Annotated in this window: 22 protein-coding genes and 1 tRNA gene; 3 read left to right on the top strand and 20 right to left on the bottom strand. The window is 73.7% G+C overall.

Features of this window, described 5'->3' with window-relative positions:
• Positions 1-33: 33 nt before the first annotated feature.
• Positions 34-1,545, bottom strand: a complete 1,512-nt coding sequence (locus IH54_RS0108495) for an MFS transporter (RefSeq protein ID WP_199923357.1) — start codon at positions 1,543-1,545, stop codon at positions 34-36.
• 101 nt (positions 1,546-1,646) lie between these two features.
• Between IH54_RS0108495 and IH54_RS0108500 the strand changes: the two genes are divergently transcribed.
• Positions 1,647-2,639, top strand: a complete 993-nt coding sequence (locus IH54_RS0108500; RefSeq protein ID WP_078862040.1) for a helix-turn-helix transcriptional regulator — start codon at positions 1,647-1,649, stop codon at positions 2,637-2,639.
• A gap of 70 nt (positions 2,640-2,709) precedes the next feature.
• Here the strand turns inward: IH54_RS0108500 and IH54_RS0108505 are convergent.
• The 6 genes from IH54_RS0108505 to IH54_RS46105 all read right to left on the bottom strand — a co-directional run bounded on the left by IH54_RS0108505 (position 2,710) and on the right by IH54_RS46105 (position 7,047).
• Positions 2,710-2,782 (bottom strand) — tRNA-Ala (locus tag IH54_RS0108505).
• Positions 2,783-3,054: 272 nt separating this feature from the next.
• Complete coding sequence (locus IH54_RS0108510; protein ID WP_031514471.1) at positions 3,055-3,708, bottom strand: histidine phosphatase family protein; 654 nt, start codon at positions 3,706-3,708, stop codon at positions 3,055-3,057.
• Positions 3,705-4,130: a ribosome silencing factor gene (gene rsfS / locus IH54_RS0108515; RefSeq protein WP_031514473.1), complete on the bottom strand. Its 426-nt coding sequence runs from the start codon at positions 4,128-4,130 to the stop codon at positions 3,705-3,707. The genes IH54_RS0108510 and rsfS overlap by 4 nt, the downstream gene beginning before the upstream one ends.
• Positions 4,131-4,282: 152 nt before the next feature.
• A complete protein-coding gene (locus tag IH54_RS39495; protein ID WP_078862060.1) occupies positions 4,283-6,250 on the bottom strand; it encodes an LCP family protein in 1,968 nt (655 codons plus the stop codon).
• A 37-nt stretch (positions 6,251-6,287) separates the two neighbouring features.
• On the bottom strand, positions 6,288-6,890 hold the full coding sequence (nadD, locus tag IH54_RS0108525; protein WP_031514477.1) for a nicotinate-nucleotide adenylyltransferase: 603 nt from the start codon (positions 6,888-6,890) through the stop codon (positions 6,288-6,290).
• 7 nt (positions 6,891-6,897) lie between these two features.
• Positions 6,898-7,047, bottom strand: a complete 150-nt coding sequence (locus IH54_RS46105; RefSeq protein ID WP_031514480.1) for a hypothetical protein — start codon at positions 7,045-7,047, stop codon at positions 6,898-6,900.
• Positions 7,048-7,185: 138 nt separating this feature from the next.
• On the opposite strand from IH54_RS46105, the gene IH54_RS0108535 reads away from it, so the two are divergent.
• Positions 7,186-8,334, top strand: coding sequence for a M48 family metallopeptidase (locus tag IH54_RS0108535; RefSeq protein WP_031514481.1), 1,149 nt, complete (start codon positions 7,186-7,188; stop codon positions 8,332-8,334).
• Here IH54_RS0108535 and IH54_RS44355 read toward each other — a convergent pair.
• The 5 genes from IH54_RS44355 to proB all read right to left on the bottom strand — a co-directional run bounded on the left by IH54_RS44355 (position 8,219) and on the right by proB (position 13,342).
• Positions 8,219-9,514, bottom strand: a complete 1,296-nt coding sequence (locus IH54_RS44355) for a hypothetical protein (protein WP_199923358.1) — start codon at positions 9,512-9,514, stop codon at positions 8,219-8,221. The genes IH54_RS0108535 and IH54_RS44355 overlap by 116 nt on opposite strands.
• 64 nt (positions 9,515-9,578) lie before the next feature.
• Positions 9,579-10,010, bottom strand: coding sequence for a hypothetical protein (locus tag IH54_RS0108545; RefSeq protein ID WP_052397219.1), 432 nt, complete (start codon positions 10,008-10,010; stop codon positions 9,579-9,581).
• A 112-nt stretch (positions 10,011-10,122) separates the two neighbouring features.
• Complete coding sequence (locus IH54_RS0108550) at positions 10,123-11,409, bottom strand: glutamate-5-semialdehyde dehydrogenase (protein WP_031514488.1); 1,287 nt, start codon at positions 11,407-11,409, stop codon at positions 10,123-10,125.
• A gap of 201 nt (positions 11,410-11,610) precedes the next feature.
• A complete protein-coding gene (locus IH54_RS0108555) occupies positions 11,611-12,072 on the bottom strand; it encodes a hypothetical protein (RefSeq protein WP_031514489.1) in 462 nt (153 codons plus the stop codon).
• A gap of 154 nt (positions 12,073-12,226) precedes the next feature.
• Positions 12,227-13,342: a glutamate 5-kinase gene (gene proB / locus IH54_RS0108560; RefSeq protein ID WP_031514491.1), complete on the bottom strand. Its 1,116-nt coding sequence runs from the start codon at positions 13,340-13,342 to the stop codon at positions 12,227-12,229.
• A 201-nt stretch (positions 13,343-13,543) separates the two neighbouring features.
• Here proB and rfbC point away from each other — a divergent pair, with 201 nt between their 5' ends.
• Complete coding sequence (rfbC, locus tag IH54_RS0108565) at positions 13,544-14,167, top strand: dTDP-4-dehydrorhamnose 3,5-epimerase (protein WP_031514493.1); 624 nt, start codon at positions 13,544-13,546, stop codon at positions 14,165-14,167.
• Here rfbC and IH54_RS0108570 read toward each other — a convergent pair.
• The 8 genes from IH54_RS0108570 to IH54_RS0108605 form a co-directional block, all read right to left on the bottom strand.
• The gene (locus IH54_RS0108570; RefSeq protein WP_031514495.1) at positions 14,113-15,648 is read right to left on the bottom strand and encodes a DUF6020 family protein; all 1,536 of its coding nucleotides are present in this window, start codon (positions 15,646-15,648) and stop codon (positions 14,113-14,115) included. The two genes, rfbC and IH54_RS0108570, sit on opposite strands and share 55 nt — an antisense overlap.
• Positions 15,645-16,682: a glycosyltransferase family 2 protein gene (locus IH54_RS0108575; protein WP_063762264.1), complete on the bottom strand. Its 1,038-nt coding sequence runs from the start codon at positions 16,680-16,682 to the stop codon at positions 15,645-15,647. The genes IH54_RS0108570 and IH54_RS0108575 overlap by 4 nt, the downstream gene beginning before the upstream one ends.
• On the bottom strand, positions 16,669-17,076 hold the full coding sequence (locus IH54_RS0108580) for a DUF2304 domain-containing protein (protein ID WP_052397220.1): 408 nt from the start codon (positions 17,074-17,076) through the stop codon (positions 16,669-16,671). The genes IH54_RS0108575 and IH54_RS0108580 overlap by 14 nt, the downstream gene beginning before the upstream one ends.
• 2 nt (positions 17,077-17,078) lie before the next feature.
• Positions 17,079-17,798 carry a glycosyltransferase family 2 protein gene (locus IH54_RS0108585; protein ID WP_052397221.1) on the bottom strand — a complete coding sequence of 240 codons (720 nt, stop codon included), beginning with the start codon at positions 17,796-17,798 and terminating at the stop codon, positions 17,079-17,081.
• 76 nt (positions 17,799-17,874) lie between these two features.
• Positions 17,875-19,317, bottom strand: a complete 1,443-nt coding sequence (locus IH54_RS0108590; protein ID WP_063762265.1) for a lipopolysaccharide biosynthesis protein — start codon at positions 19,315-19,317, stop codon at positions 17,875-17,877.
• Entirely contained in the window at positions 19,310-20,206 is an 897-nt protein-coding gene (gene rfbD / locus IH54_RS0108595) for a dTDP-4-dehydrorhamnose reductase (RefSeq protein WP_031514503.1), read from the bottom strand. The genes IH54_RS0108590 and rfbD overlap by 8 nt, the downstream gene beginning before the upstream one ends.
• A gap of 85 nt (positions 20,207-20,291) precedes the next feature.
• Positions 20,292-21,284: a dTDP-glucose 4,6-dehydratase gene (rfbB, locus tag IH54_RS0108600; RefSeq protein ID WP_031514505.1), complete on the bottom strand. Its 993-nt coding sequence runs from the start codon at positions 21,282-21,284 to the stop codon at positions 20,292-20,294.
• A complete protein-coding gene (locus IH54_RS0108605) occupies positions 21,281-22,348 on the bottom strand; it encodes a glucose-1-phosphate thymidylyltransferase (RefSeq protein WP_031514508.1) in 1,068 nt (355 codons plus the stop codon). The genes rfbB and IH54_RS0108605 overlap by 4 nt, the downstream gene beginning before the upstream one ends.
• Positions 22,349-22,402: the final 54 nt, after the last annotated feature.

Here is a 22,402-nt window from a genome sequence, read left to right on the forward strand (position 1 = left end):
CCGGAAGGCGGGCGCCCCGGCCGCGGGCGGCTCTCAGGCCGCCTTGCGGGCCCGGCCGCGCGCCAGGCCCACCACCGCGCCCGCGACACACACCGCGGTCATCGCGACGCTCAGGACGGCGTAGGCGTGCGCCGAGGCGTGGGCGCCGGGGCCGCTGACCCGGCTGAGGAAGAGCGTGCCGAGCGCCGCGACGCCCAGCAGCTGGGCGATCTGGGTGACCGTCGACAGGAAGCCGGAGGCGTCCGCCGCGTCCTGCGGCGCTATCGTGCCCAGCGCCGTCGTGAGGGTGGGGCTGAAGCCGAGGCCGAGCCCCGCGCCCAGCACCAGCAGCCACAGGTAGAGGGCGGCGCCGCCGTCCCCGCCGCCGCGCAGCGCCAGGCCCAGGCCCGCGAAGGACACCGCGGCGAGCAGCAGGCCCGCCCCGGCCAGCCAGGGCCGCCAGGACACCGGCAGCCGCCGCCAGTTCAGCCCCACGGCGCCGAAGGTGACCGCGGCGAACGCGAAGGTCAGCCCGGTGCGCAGGGCGCTGAAACCGAGCCCGCTCTGCAGGTGCAGGGCGATGGCGAACAGGAAGCCCCCGTTGGAGCCCATCGTGGCCATGATCACCAGGCTCGCCCGCACCATGCCGGGCGCCCGCAGCACCCGCGGCGCGATCAGCGGGGCGCCGCCGCGCCGCGCCAGCCGCAGCTCCAGCAGCGCGAAGAGCGCGAGGAGCACCGCGCTCAGCACCAGGCACACCCAGCCCCACGCCGGCCAGCCCTCCTCCTGCCCGAGCACCAGCGGCACGGTGAAGAGCGTCACGGCCGCGGCGAGCACGACCAGCCCCGGCAGGTCCAGGCCGCGGGCGCGGGCCTGGTCGCGCGGCCCGTCCGCGGGCAGCACGCGCGGCGCGATCACCAGCATCGCCAGGCCGATGGGCACGTTGACCAGGAAGACCGGCCGCCAGCCCGTCCCGAAGAGGTCCGCGCTCACCAGCACGCCGCCCAGCATCTGGCCGAGCGCGGCGCCCGACGACAGCACCGCGGAGTAGACGCTCATCGCGCGCGTCCTGGCCTCGCCGCTGAAGTTGAGCTGGAGCAGGCTCAGCACCTGCGGGATCATCAGGGCCGAGCCCGCGCCCTGCACGAAGCGGAAGCCGATCAGCTCGCCGGTGCCCTGTGCCAGGCCGCACGCGAGCGAGGCCGCGGTGAAGACCGCGAGCCCGGCCGTGAAGAGCCGCCGGTGGCCCAGCAGTCCGCCGAGCCGGGCGCCGGTGATCAGCAGCACGGAGTAGCTGATCGAGTAGCCCGCGATGACGAGCTGGAGCTGCGCGCCCGAGGCGTGCAGGTCGTCGCGCATGGTCGGCACGGCCACGTTGACGATGAAGACGTCGAGCAGGGCCATGAACTGGCCCGTCAGGACGGTCGCGAGCAGCAGCCCGGGCGGCGGACCCGCCCGGCCCGCGCGGCTTGTCCCGGTATCGGGTACGGATCCGGCCGCCGCGGTCGCGGGGGGACGGGGAGTGGCGCCGGTCACGGTCGCGCCGTTCGACGAGGAAGGTGTCATGGCCCGAGCCTGCGGTCGCGGCGATACGGGTAACGAGAGCCCCGTGATACGGGTACTGCCAGCACCTGGCAGCCGCCGGGCGTGTTCGGGACGATGAGCGTATGCCCCAGTCACCGGCAGCGCCCCCTCCCCTGACCGAGCCCCGGGACCCCACCGGGTCACGGCGCGCCGGCGGAGCCCGCCGCACCGAGCTGGCCGCCTTCCTGCGCAGCCGCCGTGCCCGGATCACCCCGCAGGACGTCGGCATGCCGCCCGGGCTGCGGCGGCGCACCCCCGGGCTGCGCCGCGAGGAGGTCGCGCAGCTCGCAGGGGTCGGCGTCACCTGGTACACGTGGCTCGAACAGGGCCGCCCGATCAACGCCAGCGTCCAGGTGCTGGACGCCGTCGCCCGGGTGCTGATGCTCGACGCCACCGAGTGCGAGCACCTCTACCGGCTGGCCGGCATCCCCTTCGTCCGCGAGCCGGCCGCCGACACCGACGCGGTCGGCGAGGAGTTCCAGGGCGTCCTCGACGCCCTCGACCCGCTGCCCGCCGCGATCTACAACAGCCGCTACGACGTCCGGGCCACCAACGCGACCTACCGCACGCTGTGGCCGATGACCTCGCTCGTGGAGCGCTGGGAGCGCAACGTCCTCTACAAGCTCTTCACCGTGCCCGGCTGCTGCCAGACCTTCGTCAACAGCGCGGACGAACTGCCGTGGATGGTCGCGCAGGTGCGGCGCAGCTACGGGCGGCACGTCGGGGAGCCCGCGTGGGAGTCGTTCGTCGCGCTCATGATCAAGTCCAGCGCGGACTTCGCGCAGATGTGGGCCAGCGGGGACGTCGCCGCGCCCGGCACCCGCGTCAAGTCCATCCGGCACCCGGCCGTGGGCACGATCACCATGACCTCGATGTCGCTCAGCATCGACGGCATGGCCGAGCACCGCTACGTCGTGTACACCCCGGCCACCGAGGAGGAACGGCAGCGCATCGAGACGCTGCGGGCCATCCCCGACCCCGTCGTGGGCTGCACCGTCCACGGGCGCCGGCTCTCCGTCATCCTCGCCGAGCGCGAGGCTGCGGGCCGCCCCGCGAAGTGCCCCCACGAACTCTGAGCCGCACGCACGAAGGGCGGTGCTCCCCCGCACTCGTGCGGGAGGGCACCGCCCTCATGTCCTGCTGCTGTGGAGCTACGGGGAATTGAACCCCGGACCTCTTGCATGCCATGCAAGCGCTCTACCAACTGAGCTACAGCCCCTTGCGACGTCAGAATCATAGCCGGTCGTCGGACCGGAACGAAATCGGCTTTCTGCCGCGCAGGGCGGTGCCCCTCAGGGGCGCGTGGGGGTACCTCCCAGGACCGCCGGCCGGCGGGGGGCTGGGCGGGCAGTTCTCCCCCAGAGCTTCGCCTGGGCGGTCCCCCCACGCGCCCCCGAAAACGCTCGCCCGGCGCGGCACGCGCATGCTCCCCCGCGCCCCGGGGGCGCCCCGCGGCCCAGGCGCAAGGTGCACACGCCCGCCCGGCGAGGGCTATGTGTCGTCGCCCAGGACGGGCTCGGGCAGGGTGCCCGCGTTGTGCTCCGTCAGGCGCCAGCCGCGAGCGCCCTCGCCGAGGACGGACCAGCAGCAGTTGGAGAGGCCGCCGAGGGACTCCCAGGTCTCGGGCGCGAGCCCGAGGAGGCGGCCGATGGTCGTGCGGATCGTGCCGCCGTGGCTGACGACGACGAGGACTCCGCCGTCGGGCAGCTCGTCGGCGGCGGCGAGGACGACGGGGGCGGCGCGGTCGGCGACCTCGGTCTCCAGCTCGCCGCCGCCGCGGCGGACGGGCTCGCCGCGCTTCCACGCGGCGTACTGCTCGCCGTAGCGGCCGACGATCTCCTCGTGGGTGAGGCCCTGCCAGTGGCCGGCGTAGGTCTCCTGGAGGGCCTTGTGGTGGGTGACGGGCAGGCCAGTGAGGGCGGACAGCTCGACGGCGGTGGCAGCGGCCCGGCTCAGGTCGGAGGCGATGATCGCGTCCGGTTCGAGGGCGGCGAGCAGCCGGGCGGCACGGCGGGCCTGGGCGACACCGGTCGCGGTGAGCCGGATGTCGGTGGTGCCCTGGAAACGCTGCTCCAGATTCCACTCCGTCTGGCCGTGCCGCCACAGCACGATCCGGCGGCCCCGGCCGCTGCGCCGGCCGTTCAGCTGTCGATCCCGTCGTCGGCCGCCCCGGCGTGCTCCTTGCCCTTGCCGCGGGTGGCCACCGCGTCCTCGGGCAGCGGGATCTCGGGGCAGTCCTTCCAGAGCCGCTCCAGCGCGTAGAAGACCCGCTCCTCGGAGTGCTGGACGTGCACGACGATGTCGACGTAGTCGAGCAGCACCCAGCGGCCCTCGCGCTCGCCCTCCCGGCGCACCGGCTTGGCGTCCAGCTCGTCGCGCAGCTTGTCCTCGACGGCGTCGACGATGGCCCGCACCTGGCGGTCGTTCGGGGCGGAGGCGACCAGGAAGGTGTCGGTGATGGAGAGCACGTCGCTGACGTCGTAGGCGATGACGTCGTGCGCGAGCTTGTCGGCGGCGGCCTGCGCGGCGGCGCGGGTCAGCTCGATGGAGCGGTCAGTGGCGGTCACAGATACGGCTTTCCGGTCGGGGGTCTACTGCCTCCAGGGTCTCACGACCCTCCGACAGCCCCCGACCGGATTTTCGACCGGGTGTCCGGTTTCACGGCCCGCACCGGCCCGCGCGAGCCGGTGCGGGCCGGTACGGGCCGGTACGGCGCCCGTCAGGAGACGTCGGGCTTGTAGTCCTTGCCGAGCGTCACGGCGATGTCGGCGTTGGACGGCACCTTGCCCTTGGCGACCGCGGTCGGCGGCAGGCCCAGGGTGGCGGCGACGTCCTTGGCCGCCTCCAGCCGCGCGGCGTCCGCGTAGAGGACCTGGGAGGCGCTCTTGGTGGCGCTCGCCTTGCCGCCGGCGACGTAGGTGTACGTGGCGCCGTTGACGATCGCGGCCTGCGCCATCGAGGCGGCGGACTTGTCACCGGTCGCGTCGGTGATCAGCACCCGCGGCTGGGCGGTGCCCTCGGACTGCTTGACGGTGCCGCCCAGCAGCTCCTTGACGGAGTCGGTGGCGTCCGCGCTGAGGGTGCCGTCCGTCTGCACCGGGAGCACGGTGGTGTCGTACTGGCCGGTCTTCGCGAGGTCGGCGAGCTGCGCGAGGGACGCGCCGAGCTGCTTGTCGGTGAGCGACGGGTCGAGGATCTGGCTGAGGGACTGCACGGTCCTGGTGGCGCCCTCGGCGTCGCTCGGCATCTTCTTCAGAACCGCCTGGAAGACCTGCCCGAAGCGGGCGAGCTGCTTGCTCTGCGGCTCCCCGGAGGCCCGGTAGGTGGCGTACGCGACGGCCGCCTGCCCGGACAGTTCCTGCTGCTTGCCCTGCGCGACGACCGTCTTGCCGCTGTCCTTGCCGGTGCCCTTGACCGCGGTGTCGGTGTCCACGTAGACGTCGCCGAGCGCGTCGACCAGCAGCTCCAGATAGGGGCTGTCCAGCCGCCAGCTGCCCTTGATGTCGGCGCCGAGCAGGGTGTTCAGGGAGTCCCGCGTCGGGCCTATGCCGTCGTCGACGGACTTGTCCAGGGTGGTGGCGCCGCCGTCGTCGGACGTGACCGACAGCGTGTTCGGCAGCAGGACGGTGGTGCCGCGCTTCTTGGTGGCGTTGTCCACGAGCAGCGCGGTGTCGCTGGGGCCGCCGTCGACCGGGATGAAGTGCACGACGATGACGTCCCGCTTCTGCGGGCCGCTCGCCGCCGCCGCCGCGGCCTTGTCCTTGCCCAGTCCCGGCAGCTTGCCGGCCTGCCACAGGTAGCCTGCGCCGCCGATGAGAGCGAGCACCAGCACCAGCACCAGGCCCGCCTTGCGGTTGCGGCCACGGCGCCGGGCCTCCTCGCGCCGCTCGGTGCGCGACTCGGAGAACTTGAGCCAGTCGATGACCTCCTCCGACTGCTCGGACTCCTCGTCGACGAAGGCGAACATCTCGGTCTGGTAGCCGCCACGCCCGTCGGGCCTGCCCGGTCCCGCCTGCGTCCCGCTCCGCGGCCCGGCCGGCGGCTCGGTCTGCACGGGCATCTGCCCGGTCTCGTAGGCCTGCTGCCGGCCGGTGTCGAAGACGGGGTGCTGCCCCGTCTCGTACACAGGCGTCTGGCCTGTCTCGTACACAGGCGTCTGGCCCGTCTCGTACACGGGCTGCCGGCCGGTGTCGAAGACGGGGTGCTGACCCGTCTCGTACACGGGCTGCTGGCCGGTGTCGTACACCGGCATCTGGCCCGTCTGGTAGGCCTGCTGCTGCCCGGTGTCGTACACGGGCATCTGGCCGGTCTGGTACGTCGCGTGCTGGCCGGTGTCGTAGGACTGCGGCTGCGGGGGCTGCTCGTAGTACGGCTGCTGGGGGATGTAGCCGCCGGGCTGCCGGCCGGGGGGCGGGGGCGCGGAGCCGCCGCCGTAGGTCTGGTAGGGGTCCTGGTAACCGGCCTGCCCGGGCGGCGCCTGCTGCTGCGGGGGGACGGGGCGGGCCTGCTGGACGGGCTGCCGGGGCGGCTGCGGGCGGGGGCGGCCGTACTCGTCGTATCCGCCCTGGTCGCCGTACCCCTCGTAACCGTAGGACTGCTGCCCGTAGTAGGGCTCCTGCCGGTTCTGGTCCCTCTCGTCGTCTGGTCCGCCCTCGGCATATTGCCAACGGGGGTTTGCGTCGTTCACGAGGAACCCCTTCACCTGCTGTGGTTCGCGGTGCGTGTTATCCGGAGGCGTCCCGGTAGAGCGCACGCTTGTCGATGTACCGCACGACGCCGTCCGGAACCAAGTACCAGACCGGGTCGCCCTTGGCCACCCGCTGCCTGCAGTCCGTCGAGGAGATCGCCAGGGCCGGGACCTCCACCAGCGAGGCACCGCCCTCGGGAAAGCCCGGGTCCGACAGCGTATGCCCCGGACGGGTCACTCCGATGAAATGTGCGAGCGCAAAAAGCTCCTCGGCATGGCGCCAGGAGAAGATCTGCGACAGGGCGTCGGCCCCGGTGATGAAGAAGAGGTCCGCGTCGGGGTGCTCGGCACGCAGGTCGCGCAGGGTGTCGATGGTGTATGTCGCACCCCCGCGGTCGATGTCGCTGCGGCTGACCGAGAACGTCGGATTGGACGCGGTGGCGATCACCGTCATCAGATACCGGTCCTCGGCAGGTGACACCGCGCGCTCGCTCTTCTGCCAGGGCTGCCCGGTGGGGACGAAAACGACCTCGTCGAGGTGGAAAAGGCTCGCCACCTCGCTCGCGGCCACCAGGTGCCCGTGGTGGATGGGGTCGAACGTGCCGCCCATCACACCGATGCGGCGTTTGGCGTCGGACATGGCGAGACTAGTCGCGGTTGAAGCGGGTGACCAGCCACAGCAGGACGAGCAGCGCACCCAGTGCGCCGAAGCCGGTCAGGTACGGGCTGAGGCTGGGGTGATTGCCCCCGTTCTCCTCGGCGAGCGTGGTCAGTGCGGAGACTGCGGCGGGCGACATGTCAGCGGAACCCTTTGCGAAGTCGGGGACGGGCGGCAAGACTCTCGGCACATGGTACGGGCGTGCCCGTGGGAACTTCGCGCAGGCTCCGCGCGTCCAGCTTTGTGTACCGGTGGGCTACCAGGGGGTTGGGCCAGTATGTCCGAGTCGCACGCATCAGGGGACGACCGGGTGAGCACGGAGAAGCTCCCGGGACGCACCCGCAGAAGGTTCCCTGACATCTCGTCACGGGCCTACGAGCACCCCGCCGACCGCTCCGCCCTGGTGGCGCTGCGCAAGCTCAGCGGCTTCGACACGGTCTTCAAGTCGCTCAGCGGCCTGCTGCCCGAGCGCAGCCTGCGACTGCTCTTCCTGTCGGACTCCGTCCGGGTGAGCGACGAGCAGTTCGCCCACCTCAACGCGATGCTGCGGGACGCCTGCTACATCCTGGACCTGGAGAAGGTCCCGGCGATGTACGTGACGATGGACCCGCAGCCCAACGCGATGTGCATCGGCATGGACGCCCCGGTCATCGTCCTGACCACCGGCCTGGTCGAGCTGCTCGACGAGGAGGAGATGCGCGCGGTCATCGGCCACGAGGTCGGCCACGCACTGTCCGGCCACTCGGTCTACCGCACGATACTGCTCTTCCTGACCAACCTCGCGCTGCGCATCGCGTGGATCCCGCTGGGCAACCTGGCGGTGCTGGCGATCATCACCGCGCTGCGCGAGTGGTTCCGCAAGTCGGAGCTGTCGGCGGACCGCGCCGGGCTGCTCGTCGGCCAGGACCTCCAGGCGTCGATGCGCGGCCTGATGAAGATTGCCGGCGGCAACCACCTGCACGAGATGAACGTCGAGGCGTTCCTCAAGCAGGCCGACGAGTACGAGGCGGGCGGCGACCTGCGCGACTCCGTCCTGAAGATCCTCAACGTGCTGCCGCGCAGCCACCCCTTCACCACCATCCGGGCCTCCGAGCTGCGCCGCTGGGCCACCACCCGCGAATACCAGCGGCTGATGGACGGCCACTACCCCAAGCGCACGGCCGACAAGGACGCCTCGGTCTCCGACGCCTTCCGGGACACCGCGAGCCACTACTCCGACTCGATGAAGCGCAGCAAGGACCCGCTGATGGGCCTGATACGCGACATCACCAACGGGGCGACCGACGTCGGCGGGCGGCTGCGCGACCGCTTCACAGGCTCCGGTTCGCAGGCGACCGCGGAACACCCGCAGGAGTCAGCAGCGGACTCGGAGTCGCAGCCGGATCCCGGTCCCGAGGGCGGGCAGCCGGAGAGCCCGCTGCCGTAGCGGCGGCGGAGTCCGTAGCGGTCGCGGAGCCCGTCGCGGCCGGGGCCGCGGAGCCCGTGGCGGTCGGGGCCGCCGGTGTGTCCGGGTTCGCGGCGGCTCCGGTGCCCGCCGTCGGGTCCACCCCGGTGAGCGGGGCGCAGCGTGCGCCGGGCGGGCGGGCCGTCTCGTACGGGTTGACGCCGCTGACGGTGTCGGGGGCGGAGTGGCCGGCCAGTATCGGTTGGAAGTAGCTCTGCACCTCCGCCGAGCACGCGAGCGGGCCCGCCGTGACGTCGGAGCGCACGACCTCCAGGCGGTGCTCGCGGAGCTGGCCGTGGGTGAAGTGGAAGGCCATCCGGCGCCGGACGGTGAAGAGCGACACCGGGCCGTCGGGGTCGGAGGCGTCCCTGATGGCGTAGACGTAGGTGTGGTCCGCGACGACCTCCAGCCGGCCGTCCGCCGTCTGGAGGGCGGAGTACGAGCCGCGCACGCGGATGTCGTCGGTCGCCAGCTCGACGCGGTCCCCCGGGTCCGGGTCGAAGCGCACCAGCCAGCCGGTGGCCTCGTGCACACCGTCCGCCTCCGGGGCACTGAGGCTGCCGTTGAACAGGTCGAGCTGCTCGGGCTCCAGCAGCGCCTGCACGGCCCGGGTGTCGCCGCCGGTGACCGTCTGCTCCTTGAGCCCGGAGTCGTCGAGGAAGCGCCGGACGGTCAGGTAGCCGGCCGTCACGTCGTCCGCGTCGAAGCCGCCGACCGGCTCCACGTGCTCCGGCAGCGCCAGGCCCTCCTCACGGCTGTGGAAGTCGGGCCCCGCGGCGGGGGTGCCCGTGAAGGGCGCGTCGGGCGACACCGCGCGCACCGGCCCCGCGGGCACCAGCGGGGTCACGGTGACCTGCAGCTCGGTGCCGGAGGCCGCGTCGTGCGAGCGGTAGGGGTGGCGCACCCCCATGTAGACCGCGAAGGCGAAGGCCAGCACGATCAGCAGCACCAGGGCCACCGCCTGGCGGGCGAGCCCGCCGGGCAGCGCGTGGCGCACCCGGACCGCACGGCCGGCCTCGTCCTGCCGCTCGCGCGCGGAAAACTCCTGGATCCGGGCAGCCCTCACGAACGATTCGTCGAAGACGACGGATCGGAATTCGTCCTCACCGCCTCCTGAGGCGCCCTCGGGCGTGCCCTCAGGAGGGTCTCCAGGCCCGCTCATACCACAAGGTTATGTCCGCCGGAGCGGGAATAAACTCCCCCGTACCGGCCGAGTTGACATCGGATCAGGGCGCGGGTGCGCCGACGACGGGCGGCATGCTCTGCCGCCCCACCTGACTGCCGCTGGACGGCGGTGCATCGGCCGGCCGGCGGGCGCCCGCACCGGCTCCGCGGTAGACCGCGGCGAAGGTCAGGGCGACCACTCCGATGCCCATGACCACGGCGAGGGCCCAGGCCACCGGGCGGTGCCAGCGGGTGCTGCTGCCGCGGTAGCGGTGACCCGCGGCATAGAGGGGGTCGGGGGCGAGATCCGCCTCGTCGTCCAGCTCGGGGACGTCATGGCGGCCGGTCCCGCGCCGCCCCGGCCAACCGGGCGCTGCGGCGGGACCTTCGGCGACGGCGAGCATCCGTTCCTGGGCCGAGGGCTCGTGGAACAGGGCAGACCGTACGAATTCTTCGTCGAGGACTAGGGAGGCGAACTCGTCATCGTCCGGCATCTGTCCAGAGTAATGCGGAAGTTGGCCTTTTGGGCAGGGGAATCCGGGCCGCCTGTGCACCGGCTGTGCACCCGGACGGCCCAGTGCGCCGGCGTCCGGGCGGCGGCCCAGGTCAGCGGATGTGGCCGTCGCCGGTGACGACGTACTTGGTGGACGTCAGCTCCGGCAGGCCCATGGGCCCGCGCGCGTGCAGCTTCTGGGTGGAGATGCCGATCTCCGCGCCGAAGCCGAACTGGCCGCCGTCGGTGAAGCGCGTCGAGGCGTTCACCATCACCGCGGCCGCGTCCACCAGCCGGGTGAAGCGGCGGGCCGCGGGCTGCGAGGCCGTCACGATCGCCTCGGTGTGGCCCGAGGACCACTGCCGGATGTGCGCGACGGCGGCGTCCAGCGACTCCACGACCGCGGCGGCGATGTCGTACGACAGGTACTCGGTCTCCCAGTCCTCCGCGGTCGCCGCGACCACGGAGGCCTTGGTGCCGGACTCCTTCGCGACGGCCAGCACCCGCGGGTCGCCGTGCACGGTCACGTCGGCGTCGGCGAGCGCGTCCAGCGCGCGCGGCAGGAAGCGGTCGGCGATGTCGCGGTGCACCAGCAGCGTCTCGGCGGCGTTGCAGACGCTCGGGCGCTGGGCCTTGGAGTTCACCAGGATGTCCACGGCCATGTCGAGGTCGGCGTCCGCGTCGACGTACACGTGGCAGTTGCCCGTGCCCGTCTCGATCACCGGGACGGTCGAGCCCTCGACGACGGTACGGATGAGCGAGGCGCCGCCGCGCGGAATCAGCACGTCCACCAGGCCGCGGGCGCGCATCAGCTCCGTGACGGAGTCGCGCGACTCGCCGGGCACGAGCTGGACGGCGTCCGCCGGGAGGCCCGCGCCCTCGACGGCCTCCCGCAGCACCTCGACCAGGGCGGCGTTCGAGGAGTACGCGGAGGACGAGCCGCGCAGCAGCACCGCGTTGCCCGACTTCAGGCACAGGGCCGCGGCGTCGACGGTGACGTTCGGCCGGGCCTCGTAGATGATGCCGACCACTCCGAGGGGGACACGGACCTGGCGCAGCTCCAGGCCGTTCGGCAGCGTGGAGCCGCGCAGCACCTCGCCGACCGGGTCGGGCAGGCCCGCGACGTGCGCGACGTCGGCCGCGATCGCCTCCACGCGCTCCGCCGTGAGGGTCAGCCGGTCGATGATCGCCGGGCTCGTCCCGGCGTCCGCCGCGCGGGCCACGTCGTCGGCGTTGGCGGCCACGATGTCCGCCGCCCGGCTGCGGAGGGCCTCGCTGATCGCCAGCAGGGCGGCGTCCTTCGCCGCGCGGGGCAGTGGGGCCAGCTCCGCCGCCGCGGCCTTCGCGCGGGTTGCCGCGCGGGTGACGGGGGACTCTTCGCCTGGCGTCAGCGCATCCATGCGTGCAGGGTACTGAATCCGTGGGGGCTCGCGCCCCCGAGCCCAGCCGCTGGGACGGCGCGCATGCCCTGCCGTGCGGGCGTTCCGGGTCGCGCTCGCCGCGCGGGCGTTCCGGGTCGCGCTCGCCGCGCGGGGCCCGCGGTGCAGCCGCACGCCGGAAGCGCTCGCCCCGCGGCGCAGCCCCGCTTCCCGCGAGGGAGGTCAGAACGGGTGGACGCCCGCCGGGACGGGGGAGGGCACAGCGCCGGCGGCGAGACGCTGGTGGTACGTCACCCGGTCGATGACCTCGAGGCCCACCGTCTCCCAGGGCGGCAGCTTCGCGGAGGACCGGTGCTCGCCCCACAGGCGCAGGGCGAGGGCGGCGGCGTCGTGGACGTCCCTGGCCTCCTCCCAGTAGCGGATCTCCGCGTGGTCCGGGGCGTAGCGGCTGGTCAGCAGGAAGGGGTGGTCGTTCGCGAGCTGTTCGAGGCCCCGCCGCAGCTCCGGCAGGGGCGTGTGGGGTCCGGCGACGCTGAGCGTGACGTGCCACAGCCGGGCTGCGGCCCGCTCCTGCGGTCGGGCCTGGTGCGGCACGGCATTCCCGTCCGGTGCCGCGCGGTCGACGCTGACCAGCGCTCGCTCCGTCGACGTCCTGGTCAGTTGCCCCGGGCGCCCTCGTTTCACCGGCGGCCTCCCTGTGGGTTGCGCCCGCCGCGGCCGGTCCCGCCAGTGCGACGGGAGCGGCAGCAGGGACGTACCTGCGCATCGCATCCTCATCAAAGTTGACCAGGCTCGAGCAGGGCGCGGGGGCGTTTTCCGCAAGAAGCCCCGGACGAGATCAGCTCGCGCGCCCCTGGCGCCGCAGCAGTACCAGGTCATCGCGGTGCACGACCTCCCGCTCGTAGGCGGGCCCGAGTTCCGCGGCCAGCTCGCGGGTGCTGCGGCCGAGCAGCCGGGGCAGCTCGCGGGCGTCGTAGTTGACCAGCCCGCGGGCGACGGCGGCGCCGGACTCGTCCACCAGGTCGACCGGGTCGCCCGCGGCGAAGTCGCCCTCGACGCCGGTGAGCCCGGCGGGCAGCAGCGAGCTGTGCCGCTGGGTGACCGCCCGGACGGCGCCGGCGTCCAGCCGCAGCGAGCCGCGCGGCGCGGAGGCGTGCGCGAGCCACAGCAGCCGGTCGGCGGAGCGCTTGCCGGTCCGGTGGAAGTGGGTGCCGGTGGGGCGGCCCGCGAGGGCGTCGGCGGCGTGCGGGGCGGAGGTGAGGACGACGGGGACGCCCGCGCCGGTCGCGATCGCGGCGGCCTCGACCTTGGTGACCATGCCGCCGGTGCCGACGCCGGAGCGGCCGGCGCTGCCGATGGAGATGCCCTCCAGGTCGGCCGGGCCCCTGACCTCGCTGACGAGGGACGTGCCGGGGGTGCGCGGGTCGCCGTCGTAGAGGCCGTCGACGTCGGAGAGCAGGACCAGCAGGTCGGCGCGCACGAGGTGGGCGACGAGGGCGGCGAGCCGGTCGTTGTCGCCGAAGCGGATCTCGTCGGTGGCGACGGTGTCGTTCTCGTTGACGATCGGCAGCGCGCCCATCGCGAGCAGCTGGTCCAGCGTGCGGTAGGCGTTGCGGTAGTGGGTGCGGCGGCTGACGTCGTCCGAGGTCAGCAGCACCTGGCCGACCCGGATGCCGTAGCGCGCGAAGGAGGCGGCGTAGCGGGCGACGAGCAGGCCCTGGCCCACGCTCGCGGCGGCCTGCTGCCGGGCCAGGTCGCGTGGCCTGCGGGGCAGGCCGAGGGGGGCGAGCCCGGCGGCGATCGCGCCGGAGGAGACGAGGACGACCTCGCGCTCCTCACGCGCCTTGGCCAGGACGTCCACCAGGGCGTCGACCCGGTCCGCGTCCAGCCCGCCGGCGGCGGTGGTCAGCGAGGACGAGCCGACCTTCACCACGACTCTGCGGGCCTGCACCACGTCCTGCCGTGCCGCCGTCGTCACCTGCGTCCGTCCCTCGGGTCGACCGTTCCGCCGCACCCAGTGTGGCCCGAATCCGCCGGGAGCCCCGCATCATCTCGGCCAGCGAGACGCGGGCGGGGCGGGCGTGGGATCTACGATGGCGGCGCGGGCCGTGTCCGGCCCGACACGCGCGGCTGCGCGGCCACCAGAGGAGAGCTGATGCGGGAGCTTGCCGTCCCCGGTGCCTGGGTGCACGAGCCGAAGGTCTTCCACGACGCGCGGGGAAGCTTTCACGAGTGGTTCACCGAGGGCGACTTCCTCGCCTCCGCGGGCCACCGGCTGCGGCTGGCGCAGGCCAACTGCTCGGTGTCGGCGCGCGGCACGCTGCGCGGGCTGCACTTCGCCGACGTGCCGCCGGGCCAGGCGAAGTACGTGAAGTGCGTGCGCGGCGCGGTGCTGGACGTGGTCGTGGACCTCCGCACCGGCTCGCCGGCCTTCGGGCGCTGGGAGGCGGTGCGGCTGGACGACGTGGAGCACCGCGCCGTCTACGTCTCGGAGGGCCTCGGGCACGCGTTCATGGCGCTCTCCGACGACGCCACCGTGGTCTACCTCTGCTCGGAGGGCTACGCGCCGGCCCGCGAGCACGGCGTCAACCCGCTGGACCCGGCGCTCGGCATCGGCTGGCCGCAGGACGTGCCGCCGCTGCTGTCGGAGAAGGACGCGGCGGCCCCCACCCTCGCGCAGGCGCGGGAGCGGGGGCTGCTGCCGTCGTACGAGACCTGCCGGGGCTACGTCGAGGAGCTGCGCGCCGCGGTCGCCTCCTCCGGTGCCGCGGCGGGCTGATCCGGCGGCGCGGCACGCGTCCCGGCACCGCCCTCGGGGCGCGGCGCGAAGGCCAGGGCGGCGACGGGCAGCGTGAGCACCCCGAGGATCAGCGACGCGGACATGTACCGCCACAGCGGCGAGGGGTTCGCGACCAGCACCGTGAGCTGGAGGCCGACCGGCAGGGCGGCGAGCGCGAGCAGCACCGGGCGCCGCCGCCGTACCGCCGCCAGCAGCACGATCAGGTAGCCCAGGTACGTCCAGTTGACCCCGCGCCACACGGCCGGCTGGACGTAGTGCCGCTCGCTGCGGTGGAGCAGGCCGACGGCCAGGTGGTGCAGCCTGTACGACAGCGGGCGCGGGTAGAGGTTGTCGCCGTACGGGACGCTGCGCGCGGAGTCGTGCCCGGCGGCCCGCCACTTGTCGAGGGCCTTGACCGGTGAGGCCGCGTAGAGGCCGGTGTGGGTACCGAAGGGCTTCCAGGCGATGTCGGCGCGGCACAGCCGGGCGTGCACGACGAGCCCCGGGGTGCGCTTGAGGACGCGGAACCACAGGTCCATCAGCTGGTCATTGATCCGCCCGGCCTTGAGGCGGTCCATCGGCTTGCGCATCAGCGCGTCGGCCTCGTGGCAGTCGGCGCCCGGTCCCGCCCAGTGCGACAGCGGTGCGACCTCCCGCATGAGGGCCAGGTCTGCGGGGGTGAAGGTGTCCGGGCGCTCGCCGTACGCGACCCCGATGTCGGCGTAGTTGAAGGCGTACGCCTCGTCCGCTCGCGGCTTCTGGACGCCGAGGGCGGAGTAGACGACGCCGTTCAGCAGCAGGGTGACCACCAGCGGTACGGCGGTGGCGAGCGCGAGACGGCGGCGCATCCCGCGCAGCAGCGGCACCAGCAGTACCCCGGCGCACAGCAGCACCGGGAAGCCGTTGTTGCGGAAGAGGCCGATACCGAGGAATCCCGCCGCGAGCACCAGGGTGTCGCGGCGCAGCCCCCGGTCCGCGGGCAGCGGGCCCTCCGCCCGCAGCCGGCGGGCGGTCAGCGAGGTGAGCGCGCCGAAGGCGACCAGGGTGGCCACCGCGAAGGCGACGTCCTTCCACACGTAGACCACGAAGCTGCCGCTGGAGGGCAGCAGCACGACCAGCAGCGCGGCGGGCGCGCTCCACCGGCCGCGTACGCCGAGCGCGCGCAGCGCGTGGCAGACGTAGCCCAGGGCCGCGGCGGTGGCGGCCGTCTGGAGCAGCGTGAGGGCCGCGACCCCGCCGGTGAGGTGCAGCGACAGCCAGTCCAGGGCGTCGTAGGCGACGGAGTGGTCGGAGCGCCAGGGCCCGTCGGTCACCTCGTAGGTGTACGTGACGCTGTCCGCGCTGGTCCTGGCGGGGTAGAAGGCGGCCCACCACAGCAGGAGCACGGCCTGGCAGCCGGCGTAGACGGCGACGGGCAGCCGCAGCCGGGGCGGTATGCGGCGCAGCGGCGCGGCGACCCGGCGAAGGGCGGGCGCGGTCATGAGGCGGAGGACGGGGAGGACGCCGAGGAAGCGGAGGGCGCCGGGGACGCCGGGACCGCGGAAGACACCGGGGACGCCGGGGACGCCGGGGACGCGGCGCCGGCGGGCTCCGGCGACTCCGCCGGGCCCGTGCGCTCCGGGCGCCGCACGGGTGCGAAGGCGTGCCCGGTCAGGCTGCGCGCGGCCCCGAACCGGCCGTGCCGCAGGGCGCGCGGCACCATCGTCAGGGCGTGCAGCCGGGTCGTCACATGGCGCCGGGCGACCCGGGAGGCGCGGTGCCAGCCCGCCGCGTCGCAGTCGGCGGCGACGCCCAGCAGGTAGCGGCGGATCTCGGCGAAACGGGTACCGGAGAAGGCCTGGACGGACGACTCGCTCAGCGCGTGCCGCCGGTAGTCGAAGCAGACCTCCGGGTCGGTGACCAGTTCCTCACCGCGCAGCAGCAGCTCCATGACGAGGGCCAGGTCCTGCACGACCGTCAGGTCCTCCCGGAAGCTGACCTCCTTGAGGGTGCGCGAGCGCCAGCACATCGCCGGGAAGTACAGCCAGTTGCCGCGCAGCAGGCTCGCCGCGAGCGCCTCGCCGGACTGCCGGGCGCGCTCGGTGCGGGCGGGCGGGCCGATGCGCTTCTTCGCGGCGTCCACCAGCGTCCGCACCGGCTCGCCCGCGCCGTCCACCACCCGCACGCCCGGCTGGTACATCGCGGCGCCCGGCATCGCCTCGGCCGCCGCCCGCAGCACGGCCACGTACCGCGGCCACATCAGGTCGTCGCAGCCCATCAGCACCGCGAGGTCGTGCTCGACGAGGTCGACGCAGCGGCGGAAATTGCCGGTGATGCCGAGGTTGACGGGGTTGCGCAGATAGCGGACCCGGGGATCACCGAGCCCGGCGAACCACTCGGGCACGCCGGGCTCGCTGCCGTCGTCGACGACCGTCAGCCGCCACCGCGGGTCGGTCTGCGCCTGCACGCTGCGCACCGCCTGCCGCATCAGCTCCGGGTCGCCGTAGTACGGCAGCATGATGTCAATCGTGGTCACCGGGAGCGGTCCCTTCGGGGGTGTGCGGTGCGGGCGGGGCGCCGGCCGGTACGTACGCGGCGCCCTCCGGGCGGTGCGCGCTGCGCAGGGCCTGGTCGCGGGCGAGCTCGGTGAGCCGCTGCTCCAGGGAGCGGAAGCGCAGGTAGGTGTTGAGCGCGAGCCCGGTGACGCCGACGACGAGGAAGTACAGGACGAGGTCGGTGCCGCGCCCGACGCCGAGCAGGTGCGCGGCGCGCGTGGTGTCCTGCGGGCGGATCACCGCGTAGGCGTTGATGAGGCAGAACGCGAGAAAGGCCAGTCGCTTCCAGGCGCGGACTCCCGCGGTGTGCCAACGACGCGCGAAGAGCACCAGCATGACCACGACGGCGCCGACGAGGACCAGCTGGATGAGCACGGTCAGCCTCTCCTGCGGTTCAGGGAGATGTCGAAGAGGATGTTGACGCCGTTGATGAGCGACTGCCCCTTGGCCCGGGAGTAGTCGGTGTAGCGGATGTCGACCGGGGCCTCGACGACGCGCAGCTCGGAGCGGGCGAGGAAGCCGGTGATCTCGGAGGCGTGCGCCATGCCGTTCATGGTGATGTCCAGGCGGGTGGCCGCCTCGCGGTTGAAGACCCGCAGCCCGTTGTGCGCGTCGGACAGCCGCAGCTTGCGCGCGGTGGGGCTGACGGCCGCCGCGGTGCGCAGCACGATGCGCTTGAGCCGGGGCACCTCTCCCTCGCCGCGCAGGAAGCGGGAGCCGAGAACGGCGTCGGCGCCGCTCTCGCGGGCCAGCGCGACCATCGCGAGGGCGTCCTCGACGCGGTGCTGGCCGTCGGCGTCGAACGTGACGAAGTAGCGGGCGCCGGGCTGCGCGAGCGCGTAGTCGATGCCGGTCTGGAGGGCCGCGCCCTGGCCCAGGTTGACGGGGTGCCGCACCAGGTGGGCACCGGCCTCGGCGATCCGCGCCGCCGAGCCGTCGGTGCTGCCGTCGTCGACGCAGACGATATGGGGAAAGGTGCTCCGCGCCTCGCGGATCACCTCCCCGATGACCTGGGCCTCGTTGAAGACCGGGGTCACGAGCCAGACGTCCTCGACGCGTTCCCCCGCCAACAACGGCGTGGTGACAGTTGCCGTCATGCCGCAGCCTCTCGTGTTGCTTCCGCACAGAACGGGCTCCGGCGCTCGTGCCGGCCCCCCCGGCCGCGCGAACGTCTCACTTGGTCTGACGGAGAAGCCGGCCTTCCGGTTGCGTCCAGGTGACGTACGCCATGCCCGCGAGCAGCGCCTCGGTGACCGCCGCACCAACGGCGTACGCGATCTCCACCCGGTCGCGCACCGCGAAGGGGGCCGCCGTCACGACGAGCAGCGCGGCGATCCCGCAGGCCCACGCGGCGAGTTGGCGCCGGTGACCGCCCATCGTCTGGAGCACCTGGCCGTGCACGGAGGCCAGCATGTAGAGCAGCGTGCCGCCGGACAGCCACGCGAAGTCGGCCGCGCCCAGCAGATGCGGCGAGCCGAACAGCCGCGGCACCAGCCACGGTCCGGCGACGACCGCGACGAGCCCGCCCGCGCCGCCCAGCAGCAGGGTGAACGCCGTGGTGCGCAGCAGCAGCTGACGGAACGTCGCCCGGTCCCCCGCGGCCACCGCCGAGGACAGTCCGCGCAGCAGCGAGGCCTGGAGCGACCCGAAGACGAAGAGCGGCACCCGCGCCAGCACCACGGCCGACAGCAGCGCGGTGATGAACGCCGCGTTTTCGGCGTCCGCGGCGCTCAGCAGCTTGGCGCTCACCACCGAGGCGTTCACGAGCGCCTGCGCCAGCAGCGTGGAGGGGACGAGCGCGGCCAGTCCGGCCGCGAGCGCGCGCCACGGCAGCCGCTCACCGCCCTTCCACGACCCCGCCGCCCGTATCACCGTCGGGCCGGTGAGCAGCACCGACACCAGCGTGGGCAGCGCCAGTATGGCCGCGTACGGCAGCACGGTGCGGACGTGCGCCAGTGCGAGCAGCACCGACAGCACGACCCGCAGCGTCCCGTCCAGCGCGAGCTGGAAGCCGTACGCGCGGAAGCGGCCCGTCCCGGCGAGCACCCCGCGGGTGACGTGCGCCACCGACAGCCCGGCGAAGGCCGCGCACAGCGCGCCGACCAGCGCGAGGTCGCCGTCGAAGAGCCGGTCGGCGAGCGGCCGGGCCAGCGTGGCGGACAGCGCGCACACCACGGCGAGCAGCAGCAGCGAGGTGGCGAGCCCGCGGCGCAGCACCGGCGCGACCCGGCCGCCGACCACGACCCGGGCCGCGACCAGCCGGGTGATCTCCTGCTCGACCGGGAAGAACAGCCCGAGCCCGACGGAGAAGACCAGCGTCCACAGCACGCTCAGCCCGGCCATCCGGTCCGAGCTGAGCACGTGCCCGGCGACCGCGAGCTGCACATATCCGGCCAGCCCCAGCACCGCGGTGCCCGCGCCGACCAGCGCGGTGCCCGGCGGCAGCATCGCGACGGCGCCGCGCACGAGCCGCGCGGGCGAGGTCCGCACCGCGGTGCGGGTACGGGTGCGGGTGCCCGCGCCGGCCTCGGCCTCGGTATCCGCCTCCGCGCCCGTGCCTGTGCCCGTGCCCGCGCCTGTGCCTGTGCCTGTGCCTGTGCCTGTGCCGTCAGTCATCGGCGGCCGCCCGCAGCGTGCCGAAGGCGTCGGCCAGCGCGGCCTGCCAGTCGCGGATCGGCTCCAGGCCCGCGGCCCGCCAGCGGTCGTGGCCGAGCACGCTGTACGCGGGCCGGGGCGCGGGGCGCGGGAAGGCGGCGGTCGTGGTGGGCCGCACCCGGTCGGGGTCGGCGCCGAGCAGCCGGAAGACCTCGCGGGCCAGGCCGTACCAGGTCGTCTCGCCGCCGCTGGTGCCGTGGTAGACGCCCGCGGGGGCGGTGCCGGCGAGCGCCGCGGAGCCGAGCCGGACGAGGCGGTCGGCGAGGTCGGCGGTCCAGGTGGGCTGGCCGCGCTGGTCGTCGACGACGTCGACGGTCGGGTGGCTGCGCTCCAGCCTGATCATGGTGCGGACGAAGTTCGCGCCGCCCGCGCCGTACAGCCACGCGGTGCGTACGACGTAGCCGGTGTCCGGCGCCGCCGCGAGGACCGCGCGCTCCCCCGCGAGCTTGCCGCGGCCGTACGCGCTGCGCGGGCCGGGAGCGGCGTCCTCGGCGTAGGGGGCGGCGGCGTCGCCGGGGAAGACGTAGTCCGTGGACAGGTGCAGCAGCCGGACCTCCGCGGCGGCGCACGCCTCGGCGAGCCGCGCGGGCCCGTCGCCGTTGACGCGCAGCGCGTCGGCCTCGCGCGCCTCGGCGTCGTCCACGGCCGTCCAGCCGGCGCAGTTGACGACGACGGCAGGGCGGTGCTCGGCGAACGCCGCGCGTACGGCGGCGGCGTCGGTGATGTCCAGGGCCGCACGATCCAGCCCGACCGCCCGGGCACCGGCCTCGGCGCGCAACCGCCGCAGCACGTCCTGCCCGAGCATGCCGCCCGCACCGGTGACCAGCCACCGAGAACTGTCGTCGCTCACCGCACCCCGCCGCTCGCTTCTCCGCCCGCCCGGCAACACCGCGCCCCCGCACCCGCCCGCACCCGGGCGGCCTCGCGTGCGTCGCTCACAGTGCGGCCCGCGCCTTGAGCGGCTCCCACCACTGCCGGTTGTCGCGGTACCACCGCACGGTCTCGGCGAGGCCTTCGGCGAAGTCCTTCGTGGGGCGGTAGCCCAGCTCGGTGCGGATCTTGGTGCAGTCCACGGAGTAGCGGCGGTCGTGGCCCTTGCGGTCGGCGACGTGCTCGACGCTCTCCCAGCCGGCCCCGCACGCCTCCAGCAGCAGACCGGTCAGCTCCTTGTTGGACAGCTCGGTGCCGCCGCCGATGTTGTAGACCTCACCGGCGCGGCCGCCGGTGCGCACCAGGTCGATGCCCTGGACGTGGTCGTCGATGTGCAGCCAGTCGCGGACGTTGCCGCCGTCCCCGTAGAGCGGCACCGGCAGGCCGTCCAGCAGGTTGGTGACGAACAGCGGGATGACCTTCTCGGGGAAGTGGTGGTGCCCGTAGTTGTTGGAGCAGCGGGTCACCCGCACGTCCAGGCCGTGGGTGCGGTGGTAGGAGAGCGCGAGCAGGTCGGAGGCGGCCTTGGAGGCCGAGTAGGGCGAGTTGGGCTGCAGCGGGTGGGTCTCGGGCCAGGAGCCCTCGTCGATCGACCCGTACACCTCGTCGGTGGAGATGTGGACGAAGGTGCGCACGCCCGTGCGCAGCGCGGCGTCCAGCAGCGTCTGGGTGCCCAGCACGTTGGTGCGGACGAAGTCGGCCGCGCCCAGGATGGAGCGGTCGACGTGCGACTCCGCGGCGAAGTGCACGACCTGGTCGTGGCCGGCCAGCAGCCGGACCGCCAGCTCGGCGTCGCAGATGTCGCCCTCGACGAAGCGGAAGCCGGGGTGGCCGCGCACCGGGTCGAGGTTCGCGGGGTTGCCCGCGTAGGTGAGCTTGTCGAGGACGGTCACCTCGATGCCGCGGCCGCCCGCGGGGCCGCCCGGGCCCAGCAGCGTACGCACGTAGTGCGAGCCGATGAAGCCGGCGCCGCCGGTGACCAGGACGCGGTCGGTCATGAGGAGATCTGCACCTTGCTGTGGTCGCCCAGCACCAGCCGGTGCGCGGACGGATGGCGGGGGGCGGGCGTCACCTCGACGTTGCGGCCGATGAGCGAGGCCTCGACGCGGCCCACCCCGCACACCGAGGAGTCGCGCAGCACGATGCTGTACTCGATCTCGCTGTCCCGGATCACGCAGCCGCCGGCCACCGAGGTGAAGGGACCGACGTAGGAGCCCTCGATGAGGGTGCCGGGGCCGATCACGGCGGGGCCGACGATCCGGCTGCCGGCGACCTTGGCGCCGGCCTCGATCCTGACCCGGCCGATGATCTCGCTCTCGGCGTCGACCTCGCCCTCGCGGCACGGCTCCACGGTCTCCAGCACCGACCGGTTGACCTCCAGCATGTCGGTGACGTTGCCGGTGTCCTTCCAGTAGCCGGAGATCGTGGTGGAGCGGACGTCCCGCCCCTCCTCCACCAGCCACTGGATGGCGTGGGTGATCTCCAGCTCGCCGCGCCGGGACGGCCGGATCGCCCGCACCGCCTCGTGCACGGCGGGCGTGAAGAGGTAGACGCCGACGAGCGCGAGGTCGCTGCGCGGCACGTCCGGCTTCTCCTCCAGGGTGCGCACCCGCCCGTCCGGGCCCAGCTCGGCGACGCCGAAGGCCCGCGGGTCGGAGACCTTGGTGAGCAGGATCTGCGCGTCCGGGCGCTCGGCCCGGAAGTTGTCGACCAGGGCGGTGATGCCGCCGACGATGAAGTTGTCGCCGAGGTACATCACGAAATCCGCGTCGCCGAGGAAATCCCGCGCGATCAGCACCGCGTGGGCCAGGCCCAGCGGGGCCTCCTGGCGGATGTAGGTGATCTCCAGGCCGAGCGCGGAGCCGTCGCCGACCGCCTCGCGGATCTCGTCGGCGGTGTCCCCGACGACGATCCCGACGTCGGTGATACCGGCGGCCGCGATGGACTCCAGGCCGTAGAAGAGGACGGGTTTGTTGGCGACGGGTACGAGCTGCTTCGCCGAGGTGTGGGTGATCGGCCGCAGACGCGTCCCGGCGCCTCCCGCGAGCACAAGTGCCTTCACGTTGCTCGTCCTTGTCAAGGGAACGGCGGTGGTCGGCCAACCCAACTTCCGATG

It is taken from the genome of Streptomyces sp. NRRL F-5123 (genome assembly GCF_000721495.1).
Taxonomy (GTDB): domain Bacteria; phylum Actinomycetota; class Actinomycetes; order Streptomycetales; family Streptomycetaceae; genus Actinacidiphila.